Raw genomic sequence first — 25,031 nt, 5'->3', positions numbered from 1 at the left:
CTACTCCCCTACTCCCCTACTCCCCTACTCCCCTACACATTGAGCAACAAATACTCCCTCTCCCAAGGACTGATCACTTCCATGAACGTCTCGAATTCCGCCCGCTTGATCGCCGCATAGGTCGCGGCGAAGGACTTGCCCAAAAGCGCGCAGAGTTCCTCGTCGCCCTCGAACAGGTCGACGGCTTCGAGCAGGCTGCGCGGCAGGTCGATCTCGTCGGCATTGGCGGTGGTCAGCACCGGAGGTTCGGCCTTGATCTTGTTGGTGATGCCGATCAGCCCGCAGGCGAGCGAAGCGGCCATTGCCAGATAGGGATTGGCGTCGGAGGAGGGGATGCGGTTTTCGACGCGGCGCGCCGCCGGATCCGAGCGCGGCACGCGGAATGCCGTTGTGCGATTATCGTAGCCCCATTTGTTGTTGACCGGAGCCGAGGCGGACTGCGTCAGCCGGCGGTAGGAATTGACGTAGGGCGCAAACATGACCAGCGCGTTCGGCACATGCTTCTGCATGCCCCCGATGAAATGGAAGAAGTCCTCGGTTTCCGAGCCGTCCTCGGCCGAGAAGATGTTCTTGCCCGTCTTCTTGTCGATGATCGACTGATGGATGTGCATGGCGGAGCCCGGCTGACCCTGGATCGGCTTGGCCATGAAGGTGGCGTAGATTTCGTGTTTCAGCGCCGCCTCGCGAATAGTGCGCTTGAACATGAACACCTGGTCGGCGAGTTCGACGGGATCGCCGTGGCGCAAATTGATCTCGAGCTGGCCGGCGCCCTCTTCATGGATGAGCGTGTCGATCTCCAGGCCCTGGCTTTCGGAAAAATGATAGATGTCGTCGATCAGCTCGTCGAACTCGTTGACGCCGGCGATCGAATAACCGGCGCCGCCGCCGATCGCCCGCCCCGAACGGCCGACGGGCGGCGTCAGCGGGTAATCCGGATCCGGGTTTTTGCGCACCAGATAGAATTCGATCTCGGGCGCCACCACCGGTTTCAGCCCGCGCCTGTCATAGGCGGCCAGAACACGCTTCAACACGTTGCGCGGCGTGAATTCCACCGAACGGCCGTCCTGGTGGACGAGGTCGCAGATGACGGCCGCCGTCGGGTCTTCCTCCCAAGGCACCACCGTCAGCGTCGACAGGTCCGGCATGAGCTTGAGGTCGCCGTCGTCCTCCGGATAATGGAAGCCGTTGCCGTCTTCGGGATAGCCGCCTGAGATGGTGGTCATGAATACGGCTGAAGGCAGCGCCAGCGAGGTGTTGGAGGTGAATTTCTTTGACGGCATCATCTTGCCGCGGGCAACGCCGGCCTGGTCAGGTGTAATGCATTCGATGTCTTCGATGCCGCGCCATTCCAGCCATTCGCTGACTTCCTTCCAGTTCTTCACACCACGCAGGTTTTTCACGAAGGCAGGCGTGCGGGCGCGCCCTCCGCGGTTCGACGGACGGACTTCCTTTTTTGCAGGCGGCATCATTCACCAGATTGGGTTGCGGATTTAGGAGTATAGCTGTGCCCGGCGACCGAAGGGAAGGGGAGCAGCCGGCATTGGCCGTTGCGGTTGAAAATCGCGGCTGCGAGATTAGGTTCAGCCTCGTTCACACACGAGAAGGCGTCGATGCAGAAGACCGGCGAACTGACCACCATAGGCTTCGATGCCGACGATACGCTGTGGCAGAACGAACAGTTCTTCCGCATGACCGAGAAGCGCTTTGCCGCCATGCTTGCCGATCACGGCGAAGAGGAACATATCTCGGCACGGCTGCTGGAGGCGGAGAGACGCAATCTTGCCGTCTACGGTTTCGGCATCAAGGGCTTCACGCTGTCGATGATCGAGACGGCGATCGAGGTCACGCAAGCCCGCGTCCCGGCTTCGGTCATATCGGAGATCCTCGGCGCCGGCCGCGAGATGCTGAGCCACCCGATCGAGGTCTTGCCGCATGCGCGCGAGACGGTGGAACGGCTCGCCGGCGCCTATCGCCTCGTGCTGATCACCAAGGGTGATTTGTTCGACCAGGAACGCAAGCTGGCCGGGTCCGGCCTCGGCGATCTGTTCGACGCGATCGAGATCGTCAGCGACAAGAACGCGGCTACTTATGCGCGCGTTTTCAGTCGCCATGGCGACGGCCCGGCCAGGAGCATGATGGTCGGCAATTCGCTGAAGTCCGATGTGGTGCCGGCCATCGAGGCCGGCGGCTGGGGCGTTCATGTGCCGCATGAATTGACCTGGGTGCTTGAACATATCGAAGCGCCGATTGCCGAACCGCGCTTCCGGCAGATCTCCGATCTCGGACAACTGCCCGAACTGATCGAAAGCCTCGCCGGATAGGCTTGCTTGCCGCCTTCAGCGGTTGACCAGCCGATCAATCACCGGCTGCAAGCGCTCGGGCGTAATCGGTTTGGCCACCACCGCGTCGACGACGTTTGAAAGGCCAAGGCTCTCCGGCGTGCCGTTCTTGGTTGAAAGCAGTACCACGGGAGGGAGCGATTTACCCGAAGCCCGCCGCAACATCTCGATGCCGGGCATCAGAGTGTCGCAGTCCCTGTTATCGGCGCCGCCGTCCAGGACAATCACGGCCAGGGCCAGCAAGCGCAAGGTCTTCGCCGCCATGTCGGGTGATTCCGAGATCGGCTTGAGCCCGGACCGCTCGACGATCTTGGAAATCACCACCCGATTGATCGGCGACTTGCCGACAACGAGCACCTGCGAGGTCTGACGGATCGTCTCCGTGGCTGAATCCCGGCTCACCAGATTCGGATGTCTCGCGCTTTCGTCGTCACGCTTCACTGGGCACCCAAGTCAGCCAAGAAACTCGTCCCATTTCAATGCAGAGTTGAAATCAGGCGACAATTGGCGTGAGATCGCGGTCCCTGTCAAGCCGAAATAAAAAGCTGGGGAAAGCATTCCCGCAGCAGTCAATTCAAGCAACAGTACTGTACTGCTCTGTCCATTCCTTGGTTGCATGAAAATAAAATTCACCTGCGCATACACGGCGCAGGTGAGAGGCGGGCCTGCGCGATCTTCGATCAGCCATGGCTTTGCTGCGTGACGATGACCGGGATCAACAGGTCCCCCCAATTGCCGTCGCCGCCATGGTGTCGTGCCGAGCGCACCAGCTCGACCGAGACGCCGGCTTCCACCGCCTTCATCACCGACTGGTTGAGCCGGTGCAGATCGTTGGCCAGCATGCGGATCGTCGCTTGCTGGTCGATGCTCATCGTGGTCGACTGCTCTTCGGCCCGTTCCTTGACGCGGCTTATCGATGCCATTGGTCTTCTCCTTGCTGTATGCCCTTGGGCGTTTGCCGAGATCCCTGGTTTGCTATTCCGCAGCCGGTTTGAACTGGGCGTGCTCGGTCGATTCATGCATGGCCGTGGTCGATGACCGTCCGCCGGTGATCGCCATCGACACGGCATCGAAATAGCCGGTGCCGACCTCGCGTTGGTGCTTGGTCGCGGTGTAGCCGTTGGCCTCCGCCGCGAACTCGGCTTCCTGCAACTCCGAATAGGCTGCCATCTGCCGCTCCTTGTAGCCGCGGGCGAGTTCGAACATGCCGTAATTGAGCTGGTGGAAACCGGCCAGCGTGATGAACTGGAACTTGTAGCCCATGGCGCCGAGCTCTTTCTGGAACCTGGCGATCGTGGCGTCGTCGAGGTTCTTCTTCCAGTTGAACGAAGGCGAGCAATTATAGGCCAGCAGCTTGCCGGGGTGATGCCTGTGCACGCCCTCGGCAAATCTCCTCGCCTGCGCCAGGTCGGGCTTCGAGGTTTCGCACCAGATCAGGTCGGCGTGGGGAGCGTAGGCGACGGCGCGCGCGATGCAGGGCTCGATACCGTTCCTCACCTGGTAGAAGCCTTCCACCGTGCGGCCGACGTCGTAGTCGACGAAGGGCTGGTCGCGCTCGTCGATGTCGGAGGTGAGCAGCTTTGCCGCTTCCGCGTCCGTGCGCGCCACGACCAGGGTGGGCGTGCCCATCACGTCGGCTGCCAGGCGTGCGGCATTGAGGTTGCGGATGTGGGCCGCGGTAGGGATCAGCACCTTGCCGCCGAGATGGCCGCACTTCTTTTCCGACGCCAATTGATCCTCGTAATGGACGCCGGCGGCACCTGCCTCGATGAACGCCTTCATGATCTCGAAAGCGTTGAGCGGCCCACCGAAGCCGGCTTCGGCATCGGCGACAACAGGTGCGAACCAGGTATCGACCGAAAGCCCCTTGCCTTCGGAGGTCTCGATCTGGTCGGCGCGCTGCAAGGTGCGGTTGATGCGCTTGACGAGTTCGGGTGCCGCATTGGCCGGGTAGAGCGACTGGTCCGGATACATGGCCGAGGCGGTGTTGGCGTCGGCGGCGACCTGCCAGCCAGACAGGTAGATCGCCTTCAGCCCGGCGCGCACCTGCTGCATGGCCTGGTTGCCGGACATGGCGCCGAGCGCGTTGACGAAGTCCTCCTCGTGGATGAGCTTCCACAGCCGGTTGGCGCCCATTTCCGCCAGGCTCTGGCGGATCTGCACCGAGCCGCGCAGTCGCGTCACATCCTCCGGCGAATAGGGGCGTTCGATGCCATCGAAGCGGCCCTCGGGGGCCGAGGGGACGAGGTTGTAAAAATCAGTCATGCTCTACTCCGGAGGATTGTTTCTTTGCGGCTCGGCGCATTCCTCGCCGCGTTCGAATGTGACCGAATTTACAGTGCGAGGCGAAAAGAACCATGGAAATCGAAGAATCAGGCCATCAATAAGGGAAAATCTGTATTGTGTTTGACAGATAGGCGAGGTAAATTTGTAATTATTGTAAAAATCGCATGGAAGCGTAGCAGCGACGGCAATGTAAATTCCTGTCAAGGAGCCCTATGGCCGACCAGAAGATATTTGCCGGACCGCGTATCCGCCGCATCCGCAACGCCAAGGGCCTGACCCAGACGGCAATGGCCGAAGGCCTCGGCATCTCGCCATCCTATCTCAACCTGATCGAGCGCAACCAGCGGCCGCTGACGGTGCAGTTGATCCTGAAGCTGGCGTCCGTCTACAAGGTCGATCCGCATGAGCTGCAGGGCGAAGCGGGCGGCTCTGTCGCGGCCTTGAGGGAAGTGTTTGCCGATCCGCTGCTGGCTGGCGAATTGCCGGGAGACCAGGAACTGATCGAGCTTGCCGAAGCCGCGCCCAATGCCTCCGCGGCCGTGATAAAACTGTTCCGTGCCTATCGCGAACAGGCCGAGCGCCTGTCCGATCTCAACGAGCTTCTTGCGCGCGAGGGGCGGGTGACGGCGCTTTCCAGCGCCCGCCTGCCGATCGACGAGGTGCATGAGATTTTCGAGCGTCGGCCGAACCATTTTGCGCATATCGAGGAAGAGGCGGAAGCATTCACTTCGGTGCTCGATCCCGGCGATGATTTGTCTGCTGCGCTGAAGGGCTGGCTGAAGCGCGAATACGGCATCGTCGTCAAGGTGCTGCCGGTCGCCACCATGCCGAACTGGCGCCGCCGCTACGATCGCCATTCGCAGCGCCTGTTCCTGTCCGAGCGCCTGTCGCCGTTCGACCAGTTACGCGAAATGGCGATGGAGGCATGCCTGATCCGCATGACCGTCGCGATAGCCGGCGAGATCCAGGCGTTGAAACTGTCCACAGATGAGGCCCGCCGCCTCGCGCGGTTCGAACTCGGGCGCTACGCGGCGCATGCGCTGATGATGCCTTACCAGGCTTTCCACGCGGCGGCCGTTCGTGCCCGCTACGATATCGACGTGCTGCGCTCGCGCTTCGGCGTTTCCTTCGAGCAGGCGGCCAACCGGCTGGCCACGCTGCAGCGGCAAGGCGCCTCGGCCGTGCCGTTCTTCATGCTGGAGATCGACAATGCCGGCAATCGCTTCCGCAAAGCCGGCAGCCTGGGCTTTCCGCAAAGCCGCTTCGGTGGCGCTTGTCCCAAGCTTCCCGTGCACGTCGCCTTCAGCCAGCCCGGCCAGATTTTCGTGGAAGCGGTGGAAATGCCCGACGGCGCCGAGTTCCTCTGCATCGCCCGCACGCTGGAGGGGCCGCAAGGCGCGTTCTCCGAGCGGCCGCGCCGTACTGCGCTGCTGCTGGGGTGCGACATCGGCTTTCGCGACGACATCGTCTACGGTGCGGCACTTCCCGGCCCGACGGCCGGAAAAGGCGGAGCTGGCGCGGTAGCGGCGACGCCGGTCGGGCCCGCCTGCCGGCTTTGCGAGCGCGTCGGCTGCCTGACGCGCGCCGAGCCGCCGGTGACGCGCCCGCTTGGCCTCGACGAGATGGTGACAGGCCTGAGCGCCTTCGATTTCCAGTGACGCTTCGCAAGGCGGACTTGCCACAATCGCCGGCGGTCTCTGGATCACGCCGGGCACGCGCCTTTGCGTTACGCGAATGAGGTACGTTTTTGTCGTCCCTTGCGCATTGTGCCGTTCTCAAACATCGACAGTCGTACCCATGACCGACACAGCATCATCGCCGATCGCTCGTTCATCGACCGTCCCGCAGCGGGAGGAGCGCATCGGCTTCCTGCTCGTGTTCCTGTCGGCATTGATGTGGAGTTTCGGCGGCACGATCGCCCGCTTCATCACCGCCGGCGACAGCTGGACGGTGGTGTTCTGGCGTTCCGTGTGGGCGGCCGCCTTCCTGCTCTGCTTCATGGTCTGGCGTGACGGCTGGCGCGGCATGCTGAGGTCGTTTCGCGGCATGGGCCTGCCTGGCCTTGCCGTGGGCTTCTGCTTCGCCACCGCGTCGACCTCTTTTGTCGTGGCGCTTGCCTACACCACCGTCGCCAACATCCTGTTGATGCAGGCCGGCGTGCCGCTGCTTGCGGCGCTGTTTGCCTGGGCGCTCTTTCGCGAAAGAGTGGCGGTCGCGACCTGGCTGGCGATTGCCGCCGTCATCGCCGGTGTCGCCATCATGGTGTCGGAATCGCTCGATGGCGCCGTTTCGCCCATGGGCGACGGGCTGGCGCTGCTGATCGCCGTCATGTTCTCGATCGCCACGGTCATCACCCGGCGCTTTTCCAGCGTGCGCATGACGCCGGCGACCTGCCTCGGCACGATCCTGGCGGCGGGTTTTGCCGCCTCGCAGGCTTCGACCTTCGCCGTATCGGGCATCGACATGGGTTTTCTCTTCGTGTTCGGGGTGGTTAATCTGGGCCTTGGCCTCGCTTTCTTCGCCACCGGCGCGAGGCTGATCCCGGCCGCCGTCGCCGCGCTGTTGGGTACGTTCGAGCCGATCCTCGGGCCGATATGGGTGTGGCTGATCCACTCCGAGGTGCCGTCGGGCCGCACCATCGTCGGCGGCGCGGTGGTGGTCACGGCGCTGCTCGTCCATATCGGACTGGAGTTCAAGCGACAGACGCGGCCAGTCAGGGCAGGGGTCACCGGCGTGCCGTCGCCGAATTGATGCGGCGCCCTAGCTTTGCCATTGACAAGTTCGCTGCCGCGCGGGCAGGCTGGGACCACGGCAACAACAAGACAGGCTTATCTTGCCAAGTCTCCCCGGCGACCCGATCGAGACCGGATCACATCCCAGTATTTCTGCCTGCGCGGCGGCGAAAGCTTCTGACGATGCGGCGACTCCTTCCAGCCCAGGACAGTGGCGCGCGAGCATCGCTTGCGACAGCCGGCGGCGCGGCAATTGGCGCTTGTCGCCTCCTGGAAAGCTCAATAGTCTGAAGCAAATGCCCGGCCGCGCGGATACCGCGACGCGCCGGCGATGGAACACTCACCAAAGGAGAATAGCATGATCCGCAAAGCGCTCTGGCTTTCGGCGACTTCGGCATTTCTGGCGCTCTTTACGCTCGGCGGCCACGCCGAGGACCGCGTCGTCAATGTCTTCAACTGGTCGGACTATATAGACCCCACGGTCATCGACGATTTCACCAAGCAGACCGGCATCAAGGTGGTCTACGACACGTTCGATTCCAATGAGATCCTGGAAACCAAATTGCTTGCCGGCGGCAGCGGCTATGACGTCGTCGTGCCGAGCGGCAATTTTCTTGCCCGCCAGATCCAGGCCGGCGTGTTCCAGAAGCTCGACAAGTCGAAACTGCCGAACCTCTCCAACATGTGGGACACGGTTTCGGAACGGACCGCCAAATACGATCCCGGCAATGAATATTCGATCAATTACATGTGGGGCACGGTCGGCCTCGGCTACAACATCAAGAAGGTGCAGGCAGCGCTCGGCACCGACAAGATCGACAGCTGGGACGTGTTCTTCAATCCGGAAAAGCTGGCCAAACTGAAGGATTGCGGCGTCTATGTCCTGGATTCGCCGACCGACATCTTCCCCACCGCCTTCAAATATCTCGGCATCAATCCTGAGACCACGTCGCCGGACGATTTTGCCAAGGCCGAGGAATTGATGATGAAGATCAGGCCCTACATCAGGAAGTTCCATTCCTCCGAATACATCAACGCTCTGGCCAATGGCGATATCTGCCTGGCGGTTGGCTGGTCGGGCGACGTGTTCCAGGCGCGCAACCGCGCCGAGGAGGCCAAGCAGGGCGTCGAGATCGGCTACGCCGTGCCGAAGGAAGGCGCCGAAATGTGGTTCGACCAGATGGCAATCCCTGCCGATGCGCCGCATGTCGCCGAGGCGCATGAGTTCCTGAACTATATGATGAAGCCGGAGGTGATCGCCAAATCGTCGAACGCCGTGCTCTATGCCAACGGCAACAAGGCTTCCCAACAATTCGTAGACAAGGCGCTTCTGGAGGATCCCGCTGTCTACCCGGACGCCGCGACCTTGCAGAAGCTCTTTACGATCTCGCCCTACGATCCCAAGACCCAGCGCGTCATTACGCGCACCTGGACCAAAATCGTCACCGGTCAGTAGTCAGTCCGAGGAGGCCCGGCAGTCACCCTGCCGGGTCTCCTTCTTTTCGATGGGGCAAAACAGCAGCGGAGTGGCACATGAAATCGCTTGGCAGCATCCGCAGGGATTTCGCGCCTTGGAACGATCCGAACGCCAAGCCATACATTCAGTTCGACAACGTCTCCAAGAAGTTCGGCGACTTCACCGCCGTGAACAATCTCTCGCTGACCATATTCGAGCGCGAGTTCTTCGCCCTGCTCGGCGCCTCCGGTTGCGGAAAATCGACGCTGCTCAGGATGCTCGCCGGCTTCGAGGAGCCGACGGCCGGCCGCATCCTGCTCGACGGCCAGGATCTGCGCGGCATCCCGCCTTATCGCCGGCCGGTCAACATGATGTTCCAGTCCTATGCCCTGTTTCCGCATATGACTGTGGAGAACAACATCGCCTTCGGCCTCAAGCAGGAAGGGATGGCCAAGCCAGACGTCGAAAAGCGCGTCGCCGAGATGCTCAAGCTGGTCAAGCTCGAGCAGTTCGCCAAGCGCAAGCCGCACCAGCTCTCCGGCGGCCAGCGCCAACGTGTCGCGCTCGCCCGTTCGGTCGCCAAGCGGCCGAAGGTGCTGCTGCTCGACGAGCCGCTCGGCGCGCTCGACAAGAAGCTGCGCGAGGAGACGCAGTTCGAACTGATGGACCTTCAGCAGGAACTCGGCCTCACCTTCGTCGTCGTCACCCACGACCAGGAAGAGGCCATGACCATGGCCGACCGTATCGCCATCATGGACAAGGGCGAGGTCATGCAGGTCGCGACGCCGGCGGAAGTCTACGAGGCCCCGGCGTCGCGCTTCGTCGCGCATTTCGTCGGCAACGTGAACATGTTCGAGGGCAAGGTTGCCGAACGGACGGACAAGACGGCGCGCATCACCGGAGCGACCGGCGCCCAGATCCTCGTCGAGAATGCCGGCAATGCCGCCGCCGCGGGCGCCGATATCGTCTTCGCGATCAGGCCGGAGAAGATCAAGGTGTCGTCCAAGAAGCCGGCCGATGGCGTCAATGCGCTGGAGGGCGAGGTTTACGACATCGCCTATCTCGGCGACATGACCGTCTATCACGTCCGGCTGGACGACGGCCAACTCGTGCGGGCAAGCGCCTTGAACGCGGCGCGCATCACCGAGGACCCGCTGACCTGGAACGACCGCGCCTGGGTCTCTTTTCGGCCGGATGCCGGCGTCGTACTGACGCGGTAGGGGGCTGACATGTCCGACATCGCCGCCACCGACGCCGCCCTACCGGCCGCGGCAAAACCGTTGCTGGCGCGGCTGGGCGCCGGCTTCGTCAACCGTCTCGTCATCTTCATTCCCTATCTCTGGCTGCTGTTCTTCTTCCTCGTCCCCTTCATCATCGTCTTCAAGATCTCGTTGTCGCAGACGGCGATCGCCATGCCGCCCTATACGCCGGTGCTTGATTTCAGCGATGGCGTCTCCGGCTTCTTCGCGGGCTTTCGCGATCTCAACTTCGACAACTATGCCTGGCTGACGCAGGACGCGCTCTACTTCAACGCCTATGTCACCAGCTTGATCATCGCGGCGATCTCGACCGTGCTGACGCTGATCGTCGGCTATCCCATAGCCTACGGCATGGCCCGCGCGCCGGCGACGATCCGCCCGACCTTGCTGATGCTGGTCATCCTGCCGTTCTGGACCTCGTTCCTGATCCGGGTCTATGCCTGGATCGGCATCCTGAAGCCCGAGGGGCTGCTCAATCAGTTGCTTCTGTCGCTGCATCTGATCAACCAGCCGCTGGTCATCCTCAACACCTATACGGCGATTTTCATCGGCATCGTCTACTCCTACCTGCCGTTCATGGTGCTGCCGCTCTATTCGTCGCTGGAAAAAATGGATTATTCGCTGATCGAGGCGGCCAAGGACCTTGGTTGTCCGCCGACCAGTGCATTCTGGAAGATCACGTTCCCGCTGTCATTGCCCGGCGTCATCGCCGGCTGCCTGCTGGTGTTCATTCCGGCGGTCGGCGAATTCGTTATTCCCGATCTGCTTGGCGGTTCGCAGACGCTGATGATCGGCAAGACGTTGTGGAACGAGTTCTTCGCCAATCGCGACTGGCCGGTCTCTTCAGCCGTTGCGGTCATCCTGCTGCTGTTGCTGACGGTCCCGATCATGATCTTCCAGCAAGCCCAGGCGAAGGCGCAGGAGCAGGACAAATGAACAGCAGCTGGAGCCGCTTCAACATCACCTCGATCGTGCTCGGTTTCGCCTTCCTCTATCTGCCGATCGTGCTGCTCATCGTGTTCTCCTTCAACGAATCCAAGCTGGTCACCGTCTGGGGCGGCTTTTCGACCAAATGGTACGTGTCGCTGTTCCACAATCAGGGCCTCATGGACGCCACCTGGGTGACGGCGCGCGTCGGCGTCATTTCGGCTACGGCGGCGACCGTGCTCGGCACGTTGGCGGCGCTGACGCTGACACGCTACACGCGTTTCCGGGGCAGGGTGCTGTTCTCCGGCATGGTGTTCGCGCCTTTGGTCATGCCCGAAGTCATCACCGGCCCGTCGCTGTTGCTGCTCTTCGTCGCTGTCGGCCTCGACCGGGGCTTCCTCACCGTCACACTCGCACACACCACCTTGACGATGTGCTTCGTCGCCGTCGTCGTGCAGTCGCGCCTTGTGTCTTTCGACCGCTCGCTCGAGGAGGCGGCGATGGATCTCGGCGCGCCGCCGGTCAAGACATTCTTCCAGATCACGCTGCCCGTCATCCTGCCCGCGATCGTGTCGGGGTGGATGCTTGCCTTCACGCTCTCGCTCGATGACCTGGTCATCGCCAGCTTCACCTCGGGGCCGGGTGCGACCACGCTGCCGATGAAGATCTACAGCCAGGTTCGTCTCGGCGTGACGCCGGAGATCAACGCCGCCTGCACCATTCTGATCGCGGTCGTCGCGGTCGGCGTCATCGTCGCTTCGCTTGCCAATAAGCGTCGCGAGGTCCAGCGCCAGCGCGACGAGCAGGCCGCCCAACGCGGCTGAGCATGATCCCGAAAAGTGGGCACCGGTTTTCGGGCGAGATCATGCCCGAATAGGCTGAGCATGATCCCGAAAAGTGGGAACCGGTTTTCGCGGACAAACGGTTCCGTTTGTCCAGAGATCATGCTTGAACAACGAGGCCGAAAGGCTGCTTATTCGCCCGACACGCCGCGGTTGATCGGCGAAATGAACGGCGTGCTCCATGTCCCCCCAACGAAGAAGGACGATTGCTTGGGGCCTTGCTGGCCGTTTGCCTGCGTGGCGACCTGGTCCGGCTGGATGACACCGCCGGACAGCGCCAGCCCCCGTCCCGCATAGGAGGCGATGCCGGAAAGCCAGATCTTGTACTTCGCCGAATTGGCCTCGGCCTTGTCCAGCCTCGCCACGCCTTTCGAGATGGTGGCCTTCAGTTCGGCGCCATCGATCGGCAGTGTCCCGTCCGAGACGTCATCGAGCGCGAAGAAGCCGCCCTGTTCGGTACGCTTGAGAAAGGCCGGCAGGTTGAACTTGCTGAGCGCGCCTGGCCCGAACGTCGCCGAAACCGAGCCGTCGGCGGTTTCAAAGATCGAGTCCCAGGTCCTGCCGGGCCCTTTGAGGATGACGGACACGGTCCCCGTGCCGACCGGCACCAGCCGCGTCATCCCGGCCGCCGTGCCGAAAGCGCCGCCATCGATATCGGAAGCCAGCAGCCGGATCTCGACCTGGCTGCCCTCGGGCTTGCGGTCGAAGCGAAGGCTGCTCTGGATGTTGCCGCCAAAGGCCGAGGCATCGGAAATGTCGAAAACGGACAGGCCATCCTTGACCTGCGCCGTGGCGGCGACGTCGGCAAGCTGGATGGAGCCTGCCGTGGCGTGCGCCGCCGACAGCCTGAGGTCGAGATTGACCCGGTCGGCGAAATTCGTGTCGACTTCGCTTGGACCTGCCCCGCTTGCCGGCCCGAGCGGCGTGAAGGCGGACAGGAACGACCTCAGATCGAGCGTGTCGAAGGCGAGCGTGCCGGAGATCACCGGCTGTGCGTCGCCAAGCGACAGGTCCAGCGCACCCATGCCTGGGTTATTGTCGAGGGAGAGTGCGGTGTTCTCGAATTTGACGCGCCCCGCCGTCGCGGTCACCTTGCTGGAGATGCTGACGGAGCCGATCGCGGCGCCCGGCGCGATATCGGCCTGCGACCATTCGAGCACACGGCGCAACGAGGGCGCTGAAAACTTGGCCTGGCCGTCGAAATAGGCGTTTTCGGACATGCTGGCCGTGCCGTCGAAGGAGAAGGTGGCGGGCGCCGCCTTGAACGACAGGGTGAGCGGCGCCATGCCGCCGGCAAATAACACCAGCGGCTTCGGCGATGCGGCATCCACGGCGACGCTTTCGCCGCGCCAGATGCCGGTCGCCGAGAGCGTCGCATTGCTGTTCATCGCCGCCCATGTCGCCTGGCCGCTCAGGCTACTCAGCACCTCTTCGTCCTTGCCGTTGACGGACGCCACCATGCGGCCGTCCCTGAACTCCACCGTGCCGAAAGTGTCGGCCGGTAGCTTGTCAAGATCGGGTTTGGCGGGGTCCGCACCGACCACGCCGCGCGCCACGTCGATGGCGCGTGCGATGCGGCCGCCGGTCGGAGCGGTGGGCAGGAACAGGCCGCTCGCCGTGCGCTGGACCCTGATCGTCGGCCGCACCAGCCGCGCCGTGGAAAACACCACGTCGCCGCGCAGCGCCGCCATGGCCGAGAGGTCGACCTCGACCCGTTCGGCCTCGACGACCGGCGGTGCGTCGACGTCGGTCCACTTCGAAAGCGTCACATCCGTCAGGATCGCCCGGAAGTTCGGCCAGACCTCGATGCGCGGCGAGCCTTCGATGGCAACCCGGAAACCGCTCCAGGCACTCAATTCCCAGGCGATACGATCGCGCACGATACGCGTCGAAGCGATCAGCGGCAGGGCGGCGACCACCAGCGCGATGACGATCACGGCAGCGCCGATCGCCCATGTTCCGCGTCGGATCAAAGATGATGGCATATCGCCCCGTATGCTTTCGTTCCGACAAAAATCGTCCGGCGGGTGTAAACCCGGTCGTCACCACGACTTCCAGTCGTCACTACGACTTCTAGTCGTCACTACGACTTAGGGTCGAGGCATTTCAAGTCTTTATGGCCCGGCGATGGCATTTGCGCACATCTGGACGCCTCGGCCGAACAAAATCTTGCTCTGCTGCGGCGCAATATGCATAAGCGGTGGCGATCCTGGGAGGACCCATCATGGCTGCCGAAGTACCACTCTGGACCCCGACGCAGGACCAGATTGACGCTGCGCCGCTGACCGCCTTCATGAAGGCCGCCGCTGCAAAAAGCGGCATATCCGTGACTTCCTATGCCGACCTTCACCGTTGGTCGGTGGCGGACCGCGAAGCGTTCTGGAGCCTGGTCTGGGATTTTTGCGGCATCGTCGGCGACAAGGGCAGCGCCGAAAGCGAGCGTGTGCTCGTCGCTGGCGAGAAGATGCCGGGAGCGGCCTTCTTTCCCGACGCGATGGTGAATTTCGCCGAGAACCTCCTGAAGAAGACCGGAGCAGGAGAGGCGATCGTGTTTCGCGGCGAGGACAAGGTCGAGCGCCGGCTGTCCTGGAACGAACTGCATGCGCTCACCTCGCGCTTCCAGCAACTCTTCTTGTCGCTCAAGGTCAAGAAAGGCGACCGTATCGCTGCGATGATGCCCAACATGCCGGAAACAGTCGCCGCCATGCTCGCGACCGCCTCTATCGGCGCGGTGTGGTCGTCCTGCTCACCGGATTTCGGCGAGCAGGGCGTTCTCGACCGGTTCGGGCAGATCGAACCCGTCGTCTTCATCGTCCCCGATGGTTACTGGTACAACGGCAAGGCGATCGAGGTCGCCGACAAGATCGCCGCGGTGGCCGCAAAGCTGGGCACTGTCCGCAAGGTGGTGGTCGTTGACTATCTCGGCACCTCGGCCGATGTCGCTGATACGATCGAAAAGGCCGTGGCGATGGAAGAGGCGCTGTCGCCCTTCGCGGTCAGGCAGGTCACCTTCGAGCGGCTGCCGTTCGCGCATCCGCTCTACATCCTGTTCTCGTCCGGAACGACCGGTATTCCCAAATGCATTGTCCATTCGGCCGGCGGAACGCTGATCCAGCACCTCAAGGAACATCGCCTGCACGCAGGCCTGCTCGACGGCGACCGCTTCTTCTATTTCACCACCTGCGGCTGGATGATGTGGAACTGGCTGGTGTCGGGCCTCGCTTCGGGCGCGACGCTGCTGCTCTATGACGGCTCGCCCTTCTACCCCAACGGCAATGCGCTGTTCGACTTCGCCGACGCCGAGAAGATGACCTTCTTCGGCACCTCGGCGAAATTCATCGATTCGGTACGCAAGGCCGGCCTCAAGCCGATCCAAAGCCATGATCTGTCAACCGTGCGCGCCATCTCCTCGACGGGCTCGCCGCTGTCGCCCGAGGATTTCCGCTTCGTCTACGACGGGATCAAGAAGAATGTGCATCTGGCATCGGTCTCCGGCGGCACCGACATCGTTTCCTGCTTCGTCCTCGGCGTCCCGACTGAACCGGTATGGACCGGCGAGATCCAGGGACCAGGCCTCGGCCTTGCTGTCGACGTCTGGGACGACGACGGCAAGCCGGTCAGGCAGGAGAAAGGCGAACTAGTCTGCACCAAGGCGTTCCCGGCAATGCCGATCGGCTTCTGGAACGACCCCGAGGGCAAGAAATACCGGGCTGCGTATTTCGAGCGCTTCGACAATGTCTGGTGCCACGGCGACTTCGCCGAGTGGACCGCTCATGGCGGCATGATCATCCACGGCCGCTCCGACGCGACGCTCAATCCGGGTGGTGTGCGCATTGGTACGGCGGAGATCTACAATCAGGTCGAGCAGATGCCGGAAATCCTGGAGGCGCTCTGTATCGGCCAGGATTTCGACAATGACGTGCGTGTGGTGCTGTTCGTGCGGCTGGCCGCCGGCGTTCAGCTCGACGAGGATCTGGAGAAGCGCATCCGGGCGAAAATCCGCGCCGGCGCCAGCCCGCGCCACGTGCCGGCCAGGATCGTGGCCGTGTCAGACATTCCTCGCACCAAATCGGGCAAGATCACCGAGCTTGCGGTGCGCGACGTCGTGCATGGCCGCGCCATCAAGAACAAGGAGGCGCTCGCCAATCCCGAGGCGCTCGAGCTGTTCAGAAACCTGCCGCAATTGGCCGAGTGACCGCCCCGCCCGGCATGGTTAATCAAATCTGCCGCGCGAATTTACCTAGATTTCACGAGTGGTACACATTCGTAAATTTTTTCGGGACCTGGTAAGGACTTGTTAAGGCCCGGCGTCGATAGTCGCACGTAACTTGAGGGAGAAATCCCGTTCCTCAGCCCCCGGAGGATCTGAATTCGCTCAAGCCCCCGTTGTGACAGCAAATCCCATCTTTCAAGGCGTCCTGTTGGGCGCCTTTTCTTTTTCAGGCGGTTGGATGGACGGGAGCTTGCCTATTCCGCAAGCACGCGCGTCGACGGGAACGCGATCTCGACCAGGGTTCCTTCGCCGGGCGTCGAGGTGATGATAAAACGGGCGCGGTTCGCTTCAACCATCGCCTTGGTCAACGGCAGGCCGAGACCGGTGCCGTCGCCGCGCCCCCGTTTCAATGCATTGATCTGTTTGAACGGCTTCAACGCCTGCTCGATCTCGGCTTGGCTCATACCGATGCCGGTGTCGCGCACGCGCATGACGACATCGCCTGATGTCTCATAGGCGGTCGAGACGATCACCTGGCCGCCGGCCTGGGTATAACGGATGGCGTTCGACAGGATGTTGAGGGCAATCTGGCGCACGCTGCGCAGGTCCGCCACCACTTCCGGCAGTCGCGACGCGAAGCTGGAGCGAATGATGACGCGCTCGCGGTTGGCCTGCGGCTGCATCATCGCCACCGTCTCGGCCAGTGTGTCGTTGAGCGACACCGCTTCATAGGCCATTTCCTGCTGGCCGGCCTCGATCTTGGAGATGTCGAGAAGGTCGTTGACGAGATCGAGCACATGATTGCCCGATCGGTTGATGTCGCGCAGGTAATCGCGGTAGCGGTCATTGGCCACCGGCCCGAATTTCTCGTCCACCATCAGTTCGGAAAAGCCGATGATGGCATTGAGCGGCGTACGGATCTCGTGGCTGATGCGGGCGAGGAAATCCGTCTTCTGCGAGGAGGCGCGCTCGGCCACCGCACGCGCCTGGGTCAGGTCCTCCTCGGCCCGCTTCCACTGCGTGATGTCGCGCACTACCGCGCAAAAGCCGCTGTCGTTGGGCAGCCGGCCGATGGTCATGAACAGGGGAATGAAGCGGCCCTGCGCCTCGCGGCCGATGACTTCGCGGCCGTCGTTCAGGACGCTCGCCACGCCGGGCTCGGACAGGCCGTCGAGATAATCGCGCGCCGCGCGCTGGCTTTCGATGGCGAACAGCGAGGCGAACGGCTTGCCGGTCACGTCGTCGCTGTCGAAGCCGAACAGCGCCTCGGCTGGACGGCTTATGGAACGAATCGCGCCGTCACGGCCGATCAGCACGACGCCGTCGGTGGCGGTATCGATGATGGTGCGCATCTCGGCGATGCGCGCCTTGAGCTCGGAAATATCGGGCTGCGTCTGCTCGTCGCCGGCCGCATGCAGTGCCGCCGGTGCCTCATCCTCGCCCGAACGGCGCACCACCAGCATCAGCGCCTTGCCGTCGCGCCACGGAACCGAACGCAGGATAGCCTCGATTGGAAATTCCTGCCCGCCATGCGTCTTCAGCCGCAACGCCCGGTCCGCGCCCTCGGCGGCGCCGTCATGGCCATAGGGATCGGCAAACAGCGCGCCCAGCCCGCCGGCGTCCGCCAGTTCATCGAGCGTCTCATAGCCTGTCAGGACGAGAAACTCCTCGTTGGCGTAATGAAGTTCATCCCCGGAATGGATGAGCAGCGGCACGGGCAGCTTGCTCAGGAGCGAGGTGTCGGGAGCCTTGCTCTCGTCTCCGACCGCAAAGGCCGACGGCACGAACCCTTCGAGCTTGAACGGAGGCACTTTGAGGCGTGGCCGCTCGACCGGAGCCTCCACCGCGTCGCTGGTGCCGGCGGCCCCCTCGGCGGTCGCGGCCTGCTCATCGGACGCGGACGCTTCCTCGTCCCCGACCCAGTCCTCACTGTCCTCGGCATCGCGAAAATCGGCCGATGTCATGCTCTCGTCGTCGGCAATGTCATCGTTGGTGCCGGCGACGGCCGGTTCGCCTGTCGCCGCGACGGGCTCTTCGCTCTCCCGTTCCGTCCGCGCCGCCGCCGGTTCGGAAGCCGGGGTCTCGTCATTGTTGTCGGCGATCGGCGCTGGTTCCTCGCTCCGCTCGGCATAGTCGAGCAGCGAACCCGTCACTCCGGCCACCGTGTCGGCGGGCTCCTCGTCAGCCGTTTTGTCCGGCCGTTCGCCATCAAGCCGGGCGAGATCCTCTGCATCCTCGGCATCGACATCGGTTTCGGACGGCTCAGCCGGTGCGGCTTCGCCCTTTGGCGCAAGGTTTTTGCGGGCGTCCGCTGGTTTCTCGGACGGCCCCGCCGGCGTTGCCGCCTCCGGTTGCCCGGCATCGTCCGGACCCGGTCTTTCGGCCTCCGGCTCGGCCGGGCTGCTTTCCTTCTTCAGCCGCTCGCCGATCTCGCGGAAGGCGCTGCGTTCCAGGGTCGACAGACCCTTGTCGTTAGCCGGCTGGCGATGTTCGGCCAGACGGATCACCTTGTCGGCAAAGCGGCGTTCAGGCTTCGGCACGATGGTCAGCGCCGGCACCTCGCCCCGGAACGGGTCCGATGGCTTCAACTCCTCGGTCTTCGGTTCCTCGGGTGCGGGTTCGACCGGTTCCGACGCCGGGGGTGCCTCGCTGTTGGGCACCAGCGCCATGCCGATCGCTTCAGGATCGACAACGGCGTCGCCGGCGCGGGCGACGCCGAAACCGCGGAAACCCTCGAAGGCACGGCTGCGGCCATAGACGGGCAGGGCCGCTAGGTCGACGGGGATCTTCAGGTCCGTGCCGACGACCGGCCACAACACGGAACGGCCGGACCAGGTGTCGCGCCGCTCCAGGAGACCGGCGATCTCGCCGGACGCATCCAGCCCGAAGGCCGCCGCGACGTCCCTGAAGCGCCTGCCGATGACGTCCGCGGCCGGTTTGCCGACGACGTCGGCGAATTCCGGCGACAGCGCGCTGAACCTGCCCTCGGCGTCGGTTCGCCAGACGAAACGCAGCGGCGCCGCCGTGCGGTCCACGGTCCTGGCGGCCGGGGCTGCCGGAACAACTGGAGCCTGGGCATCGTGCTTCGCGTCCTCGGCTGGACCTTCGGCGGCAGCCGGCGAAGGTGCAGCTTCGGCATCCGGCGCGGCTGGGCCGCGCGCATGCCTCCGGTCCTCGCCGGCATTGAAATACCAATGGTCGTGCTGTGCCGGCGTACCGCTTGCCGCCGGTTGTCCGGGTTCTGCCGACGCCAGCTCCTGCACGGCCGCTTTGGCAGCGGCTTGTGCCTCCGGTTCCGAGATGTCCTTGGCGACGCCCTGTGAGCGGTCAGATCCTTCGGAACGCTCGGCCGCTGGAATTCCCTCCGCCAGCGCACCGTCGTCGAGTCTGTTTTCGTCGATCACCACCAGCAAATGCCGCTCAGGCGTCAGTCGGGCGAGGCCCGCCGGATAGGATGTGCCGCCGCCCGGGACCAGGCGCTTGACGATGCGGTCGCTCTCATTCGCGACGTCGGCCACCAGCGCGGCCAGCGTCGCGGGCTCGATGCCGAGCTGCGAAAAGCTCTCCGATGCCGCTTCGACATTGCCGCTGGCGTCGATGAAGGCGATGAAATGACCATCTTCCGTGAAGCCGCTGATGGCCCTGCCGGCGATTTCGGCCGCACTGCGCGAGCCGGTCTGGGCCGCCGGCACCGCCAGCATGATGGCGTTCTCGCCGTCGGGCAGCGCCACAGCACTTGCAAGGAAACCGATGGCGCGGCTGGACATGCCGGTCGCCAGCCTGACCGTGATGGTGCGGTCGCTGCCGATGTCGGGAAATCCACTGGTTGCCATGATCTGGCGGCGGGCGATCAGCGGCAGCCGTGCCTCGGCGCCGATGATGCTTTCGATGTCGGGGTAGCCGAACACCGCGGCACCCGGTCCATTGGCCCAGATCACCTGCTCCAGATTCGCCGACAGGATCGCGATCGCGTCGCCGGCGGCGAAGCGCTGGCGGACCGCGTCGAGCACGGCGACGTCAAGAAAGGAATATTCGGACGGCATGCGCTGGCGAAATCCTCATGCAGCGGGCATTTTTGCAGTTAACGCTTTGTTAATAAAAGCCGGCGGCGCGAAGGTCCACAAGCCAGAACGTGCATAGGCCTGAATTTCGGCTCTTGGTTAACGGCCGAAACGGAATCTATGGTGCAGTGCAACAAAGATATTGCAATGCACAAAAATTGCCTTTATATTGCCATCATACATGAACGAGACGGCTTTCCGTCAAAGCCGCTACCGCTGAAAAGGATGGAAAATGTCCAGGACTAAGACTGCCGAGACCATCGAAAACGTTGAATTCCCGAGCTTTGACGCTTCCAAGGCCACCGACCAGATCCGCGCTTTCGCCGAGAAGGGCGTCGAGCAGTCGAAGGAGGCTTACGCCAAGCTCAAGACTGGCGCCGAGGAGACCCAGAAGGCCCTGGAATCCACATACGAGTCCGCCAAGACCGTTTCCAGCGACCTGTCGCTCAAGACCGTTGCCGCACTGCGCGCCAATGCCGAAGCGGGCTTTTCGCATCTCGAGGCGCTGATCGGCGCCAAATCGCTGTCGGAAGTCGTGGAGCTGCAGACCGCGTTCCTGCGCAAGCGCGTCGAAATGACCGTCGAGCAAGCCAAGGAGTTCCAGACCGTCGCCTCCAAGGCGGCCGAGGATGTCTCCAAGCCGATCAAGACCGTTTTCGAGAAGGCGATGAAGGACATCAAGGCCGCCTAATATTTGCGCATGATCAGAAGATGTAACAAAAGGTCGCATTTTCTTCGAAATGATCGTGTGTATGATGGCAGCCATCAACGAATACCCGGTCGGCGGAACCTCCTCCCTCCGCCTCCGGGGTGACCAGCCAGCACCTCCTCCCGCTGGCTCGTAACAGGAAAAGGCCGGCACCTCCTCCCGCCGGCCTTTTTCTTGTCCGCAGATCCGCTTCCATGTGGGCAAGTGACCTTTGCTTTGCAAAAGCCTTGAATTAAAATCCATAAGCCCGTAAGGACGCATCGCCGAACGACAGAGCACTCGAGGGGACTATGTTCCGCCGATCCCGCTCAGGCAGACGTGCCGTTGTAGCTCAGCTGGTTAGAGCGCCGGATTGTGGATCCGGAGGTCGCTGGTTCGATCCCAGCCAACGGTACCATCGGCTTTCCTCTAAACAACTGGTTTGCTAATAAAATTTTGACCGTGGACTTCCGGGCTTGCTCTGTAAAGCGACAGCCTGCTCAGGCTGTCGAAACCGCCGAAGTGATCCATGTGCATATGCGTCACGAAGACGTGCGAGATTCGCAGGATTTCGCGCAGCGAAAGCGTCGAAAGCTCTCCGAGAAAAGGATGGCCCTGTTGCGGAAGCGGAAATCCAGTAGCAGGCCCGGATCGGAAAAAGGTTCGTTTACCAAGCGCGGCTGGACAAAAAGCGTGACTGGGAGAAGACCGCCGCGAGCGATGCTGGCTTCCTCCGTTCAGCTTCTCTTTGCCCGACCGGCATATTGGTCGACCGCGCCGGCCATCTGGAGCATGAGTGTGTCCATGGAGATGGAATTCCCGCCATAGGGGTAGAAGTCGGATTTATCGCCTTTCTTCCATTTCTCCCGCAGCTCGGGTTCGGTGATGTCCCAGTCGCGATAGGTCCTTCGCGCCAGTTCGCGCAGTTCTGCGTGCAATTCGGCGGTGGAGGGGCGGCCCCAGTAATAGTAACCGTTGTAGACCTTGAAGACTTCGAGGTCCCGCCCGAGCACGATCGTGTGCGGGATCATCACGTCGTGCGTGGTGTCGGTGTATTCCTTGATGTCCAGGTCCTTCTGCACGAGCCGTTCCTCGTCATAAAGAAAGGGCCAGGGCGCGGAGGTCTGCTGGCGGTAATTGTTGGTCGTATGCCAATCATCCGTGGTGATCGTGACGAGCTGTGTGTAGCCGACGACCAATTGCGAGTGAAACCGCACCAGTTCGAGCATTTGCTGCCGGTCTTTCGGACAGAAGAACCCACGCGTCAGCATCACGATCATCAGCTGGTCGCCCTGCAGGTCCGACAGCCGCCGTGGTGTCTTGGTGTGGTCGGGAAGAACGTAGTCGGGGAACTTCGCGCCAGCCACAATGTCTTGTCTCATTTTCAGTCGCTCCCATCGATCCGGTTCTGTAACTCCCGAACAAAAGACTCCCCCCCATGTTCCTTGATTCCAGGCAAGCCGATATGACGGCCGTCTGCCGTCGAACCGGCGACCCCATCGAGAGCGCATCCAAGTCGAGTTCGCCATCGACGATCGGCTTGCCGCCCTTTTCCAAACTCGAGCTTCGACCGGTTTTCGGTACCTGCTTTTGAGTTCGTCAATCACTCCCTTGATCATCGCTAAACGGATTTCCGCGTAACCGCCGTGTAGCGCGTGATGGCACCCTCGTCGGGATCCTGAAAATGCACGGTAGCGTCGGCTGCGGCCGAGAATCCGCCGCTTTCAAAGTGTCGGCTCGGGAGAACGTGTTGTAGCCCGGCAAAACCGCAGCGCTGATCCGTTCAGCGAATTCCGCTGGCCAGTCACCTGGCCGAAATACGGACGCGCCGGTCACGCCATGCGTGATGACCTTGGTCATTGCCAGACGGGTAGGAAGCACGCCGCCAAAGAAATCTTTTGGGCCTGCGAGGGACGCTGCGGATGTTCCGATGATCCACACCTTTGGGCTACATGCCCTGCAAAAGTTCGAGATCATCACACATGCGGTGTAACGAACCAGGTCATTGGCCAGAAGCTGAGGAGGTGCCAGTATATGGACCAGCGCACGCTTTGCGCGGTTAGGCCATGGCCGTCCTCTAAATCGCGAGATTGCAGATAGGTCCCATCATGCCCCCTGCTTTTATGACATCGAAGTTGGCAACCGTCGTGGCGATGATTGCTACCGTCGCCATTCTTTACGTCGCCAAGGAGGTCCTGCTGCCATTGGCAATAGCGGTCCTTCTCACATTTGCGTTGGCGCCGATTGTTTCTTTGCTCCGAAAGTTGAAGCTGCCGCGAATGATCGCTGTGCTTGGCGCGGTTGCATCGGCCTTCGTCCTCGTGTCGCTGTTCAGCCTGATCGTTGCCACGCAGGTGAGCCAGGTCGCGCAGGACATTCCGACATACCAATCCAACATCCTCGAGAAGATTCGGACTTTGAAAGAAACAGGATCCGAAGACGGCCTTATCAGCCGGCTCGGCAAGGTGTTCGAGCGCGTCAACACTGAGATAAACAAATCCCAATCCAGCGGGCAGGCAGATGTGGAGCAAACCACGAAGCAGCAGGATCCGCTTCTGGTTCAGATATTCTCGCCCCAGCGTCCGATAGAGACGCTGAGGAACATCATCGAGCCGCTGATCGGACCACTCGCCACGACCGGCCTTGTCATCATCGTGGTGATTTTCATGCTGCTCGAGCGTGAAGAATTGCGGGATCGATTCATCCGCCTTGTGGGCTACAGCGATCTCCATCGCACGACCCAGGCATTGCAGGATGCAGGCAGTCGCGTCGGACAATATCTGCTCATGCAATTGGTCGTGAACATCGTCTACGGCGTGCCCCTTGCGATAGGTCTTTGGTTTCTTGGCATTCCCAATGCCCTGCTATGGGGCATGTTGGCCGTTGTCTTGCGTTTCGTACCCTTTATCGGTCCGGTTATCGCGGCGGTGATACCTTTGTTTCTTGCCTTCGCAGTGGCTCCCGGCTGGAGCTTACTGGTATGGACTGGCGCTCTCTTCATCTTGGCAGAGCTCGTAATCAGCAACATCGTCGAGCCCTGGCTTTACGGCTCGCACACGGGCCTCTCGCCGCTGGCGATCATCGTAGCCGCCGTTTTCTGGGCCTGGCTATGGGGCCCGGTCGGCTTGGTGCTGTCGACGCCGTTGACCGTCTGCCTTGTCGTGCTTGGACGGCACGTGCCCCAATTCGAATTCCTGCAGATCCTGTTTGGCGATGAGCCGGTGCTTGACCCGAAGGAGCGTCTGTACCAGCGGCTTCTTGCCGACGATATCGACGAAGCCACCGACAACGCGGAAGAAATGCTCGAGGAGAAATACCTGATCGAGTTCCACAGCACGGTTGCCATTCCGGCGTTGCTGCTTGGTGAACAGGATCGGGCTCGGGGCGCGCTAACGGCAAGTCAGTTGGCGAACCTTGCCGAAAACGCCCGCACCCTGGTGGCCAATCTCAACGAGATCGCCGCGGAGGAAGAAGAAGAGGAAGAAGAAGAGCACGCGGAAAAAGAAGGCGCGAGCGCAGATCCGGGCGAAGAGGATGAGGATCAAGCCGAGTTTGCGCCTGATCTCCCGGATGGTGCTGGGAAGTCAGTGCTGTGTATCGGCGGGCGCGGAGACCTCGACGATGTAGCCGCTGCGATGCTCGCGCAGGTCATTTCGATCGAGGGTGCGGATTGCGCGGCCGCGAGCCACCGTGACCTCCTCCCCGCGCGGATCCGGAAACTTCCGCTTGAAGCTCGCGACGCAGTCGTCGTGGGCTTCCTCAACCGCGATTCGTTCAAACACGCGGTGTTCGTCGTGAGGCGCTTGAGGCGACTCGCACCGCATGCACGCATCGGAATCGCGCTCTGGCACGACACCCATGACAAGCCCAGGGAGGATGCGGCGGGCCTCGCCGAGCAATTGGAAGCGGACTTTGTTGCGTTCAACGTGGTCGACTGCGTGACGGGTGCGCTTTCAAACGAAGAACCGCGTCAAGTGAAAAAGAGAAAGCAAAGAAATCTAAGGCGGCCTCGCGCTCGTCAGGGCGTGGCGGCGACGGTGCAATTGGACGATTCGTTGGCTCAGCCGGTGCGGTGATCGTCAACGGCACGGCCTCTTTTTGGACCAACTTCGGCTACCTGATAATGATCATGTGAGCGGTACCTCTGGCACCGGCAGGTAGTTTCGAAAGTTCGCTAGCAATCGCGCATCCACAGCGAACATCCGGGTGTTCGCTCTCCGTTCGACCT

At 62.3% G+C, this 25,031-nt stretch carries 20 protein-coding genes and 1 tRNA gene; 12 read left to right on the top strand and 9 right to left on the bottom strand.

What is annotated here, in order from left to right; genetic code table 11:
- Window positions 1-32 precede the first annotated feature (32 nt).
- Window positions 33-1,469 (bottom strand): glutamine synthetase family protein, encoded by a 1,437-nt coding sequence (locus LB541_RS23575; protein ID WP_181165364.1) that lies wholly within the window; start codon window positions 1,467-1,469, stop codon window positions 33-35.
- A gap of 141 nt (window positions 1,470-1,610) precedes the next feature.
- On the opposite strand from LB541_RS23575, the gene LB541_RS23570 reads away from it, so the two are divergent.
- Window positions 1,611-2,321 carry an HAD family hydrolase gene (locus LB541_RS23570; RefSeq protein ID WP_140650403.1) on the top strand — a complete coding sequence of 237 codons (711 nt, stop codon included), beginning with the start codon at window positions 1,611-1,613 and terminating at the stop codon, window positions 2,319-2,321.
- A 15-nt stretch (window positions 2,322-2,336) separates the two neighbouring features.
- Here the strand turns inward: LB541_RS23570 and LB541_RS23565 are convergent, their stop codons facing one another.
- The 3 genes from LB541_RS23565 to aceA form a co-directional block, all read right to left on the bottom strand.
- Window positions 2,337-2,780 (bottom strand): response regulator, encoded by a 444-nt coding sequence (locus tag LB541_RS23565; protein ID WP_140525262.1) that lies wholly within the window; start codon window positions 2,778-2,780, stop codon window positions 2,337-2,339.
- A gap of 239 nt (window positions 2,781-3,019) precedes the next feature.
- On the bottom strand, window positions 3,020-3,262 hold the full coding sequence (locus LB541_RS23560) for a hypothetical protein (RefSeq protein ID WP_140498529.1): 243 nt from the start codon (window positions 3,260-3,262) through the stop codon (window positions 3,020-3,022).
- A 52-nt stretch (window positions 3,263-3,314) separates the two neighbouring features.
- Window positions 3,315-4,604, bottom strand: a complete 1,290-nt coding sequence (gene aceA, locus LB541_RS23555) for an isocitrate lyase (RefSeq protein WP_140650400.1) — start codon at window positions 4,602-4,604, stop codon at window positions 3,315-3,317.
- Window positions 4,605-4,837: 233 nt separating this feature from the next.
- Between aceA and LB541_RS23550 the strand changes: the two genes are divergently transcribed.
- The 6 genes from LB541_RS23550 (at window position 4,838) to LB541_RS23525 (ending at window position 11,823) form a co-directional block, all read left to right on the top strand.
- A complete protein-coding gene (locus LB541_RS23550) occupies window positions 4,838-6,283 on the top strand; it encodes a short-chain fatty acyl-CoA regulator family protein (RefSeq protein ID WP_140650397.1) in 1,446 nt (481 codons plus the stop codon).
- 139 nt (window positions 6,284-6,422) lie between these two features.
- Entirely contained in the window at window positions 6,423-7,376 is a 954-nt protein-coding gene (locus LB541_RS23545; RefSeq protein WP_140525264.1) for a DMT family transporter, read from the top strand.
- Between the two features lie 339 nt (window positions 7,377-7,715).
- Complete coding sequence (locus LB541_RS23540; RefSeq protein WP_140513398.1) at window positions 7,716-8,813, top strand: polyamine ABC transporter substrate-binding protein; 1,098 nt, start codon at window positions 7,716-7,718, stop codon at window positions 8,811-8,813.
- A 77-nt stretch (window positions 8,814-8,890) separates the two neighbouring features.
- Window positions 8,891-10,033, top strand: coding sequence for an ABC transporter ATP-binding protein (locus tag LB541_RS23535; protein ID WP_140513400.1), 1,143 nt, complete (start codon window positions 8,891-8,893; stop codon window positions 10,031-10,033).
- A gap of 9 nt (window positions 10,034-10,042) precedes the next feature.
- Entirely contained in the window at window positions 10,043-11,008 is a 966-nt protein-coding gene (locus LB541_RS23530) for an ABC transporter permease subunit (RefSeq protein WP_140498523.1), read from the top strand.
- Complete coding sequence (locus LB541_RS23525; protein ID WP_224619716.1) at window positions 11,005-11,823, top strand: ABC transporter permease subunit; 819 nt, start codon at window positions 11,005-11,007, stop codon at window positions 11,821-11,823. The genes LB541_RS23530 and LB541_RS23525 overlap by 4 nt, the downstream gene beginning before the upstream one ends.
- 149 nt (window positions 11,824-11,972) lie before the next feature.
- Here the strand turns inward: LB541_RS23525 and LB541_RS23520 are convergent, their stop codons facing one another.
- Entirely contained in the window at window positions 11,973-13,826 is a 1,854-nt protein-coding gene (locus LB541_RS23520; RefSeq protein WP_140650394.1) for an AsmA-like C-terminal region-containing protein, read from the bottom strand.
- Between the two features lie 239 nt (window positions 13,827-14,065).
- On the opposite strand from LB541_RS23520, the gene LB541_RS23515 reads away from it, so the two are divergent.
- On the top strand, window positions 14,066-16,036 hold the full coding sequence (locus LB541_RS23515) for an acetoacetate--CoA ligase (protein WP_224619714.1): 1,971 nt from the start codon (window positions 14,066-14,068) through the stop codon (window positions 16,034-16,036).
- Window positions 16,037-16,308: 272 nt separating this feature from the next.
- Here LB541_RS23515 and LB541_RS23510 read toward each other — a convergent pair whose 3' ends face one another.
- A complete protein-coding gene (locus LB541_RS23510; RefSeq protein ID WP_224619712.1) occupies window positions 16,309-20,097 on the bottom strand; it encodes a histidine kinase dimerization/phospho-acceptor domain-containing protein in 3,789 nt (1,262 codons plus the stop codon).
- A 250-nt stretch (window positions 20,098-20,347) separates the two neighbouring features.
- On the opposite strand from LB541_RS23510, the gene LB541_RS23505 reads away from it, so the two are divergent.
- Both LB541_RS23505 and LB541_RS23500 read left to right on the top strand, forming a co-directional pair.
- Window positions 20,348-20,806, top strand: a complete 459-nt coding sequence (locus LB541_RS23505) for a phasin (protein ID WP_140498518.1) — start codon at window positions 20,348-20,350, stop codon at window positions 20,804-20,806.
- A gap of 338 nt (window positions 20,807-21,144) precedes the next feature.
- Window positions 21,145-21,221, top strand: a tRNA-His gene (locus LB541_RS23500).
- Between the two features lie 11 nt (window positions 21,222-21,232).
- Here the strand turns inward: LB541_RS23500 and LB541_RS28725 are convergent.
- From LB541_RS28725 to LB541_RS28720, 3 genes are all read right to left on the bottom strand, one after another.
- Window positions 21,233-21,349, bottom strand: a complete 117-nt coding sequence (locus LB541_RS28725) for a hypothetical protein (protein ID WP_210241285.1) — start codon at window positions 21,347-21,349, stop codon at window positions 21,233-21,235.
- A gap of 191 nt (window positions 21,350-21,540) precedes the next feature.
- Window positions 21,541-22,185 carry a redoxin domain-containing protein gene (locus tag LB541_RS23490; RefSeq protein ID WP_140513406.1) on the bottom strand — a complete coding sequence of 215 codons (645 nt, stop codon included), beginning with the start codon at window positions 22,183-22,185 and terminating at the stop codon, window positions 21,541-21,543.
- Between the two features lie 217 nt (window positions 22,186-22,402).
- Window positions 22,403-22,780, bottom strand: coding sequence for a DUF3182 family protein (locus LB541_RS28720; protein ID WP_140498516.1), 378 nt, complete (start codon window positions 22,778-22,780; stop codon window positions 22,403-22,405).
- Window positions 22,781-22,911: 131 nt separating this feature from the next.
- Here LB541_RS28720 and LB541_RS23480 point away from each other — a divergent pair, with 131 nt between their 5' ends.
- The gene (locus tag LB541_RS23480) at window positions 22,912-24,879 is read left to right on the top strand and encodes an AI-2E family transporter (RefSeq protein ID WP_140818762.1); all 1,968 of its coding nucleotides are present in this window, start codon (window positions 22,912-22,914) and stop codon (window positions 24,877-24,879) included.
- Window positions 24,876-24,938, top strand: a complete 63-nt coding sequence (locus LB541_RS28715; protein ID WP_224619724.1) for a hypothetical protein — start codon at window positions 24,876-24,878, stop codon at window positions 24,936-24,938. The genes LB541_RS23480 and LB541_RS28715 overlap by 4 nt, the downstream gene beginning before the upstream one ends.
- Window positions 24,939-25,031 lie beyond the last annotated feature (93 nt).

The organism is Mesorhizobium sp. BR1-1-15 (assembly GCF_020165475.1).
Lineage (GTDB): Bacteria > Pseudomonadota > Alphaproteobacteria > Rhizobiales > Rhizobiaceae > Mesorhizobium.
This window is presented reverse-complemented; position numbering and strand designations above follow the sequence as displayed.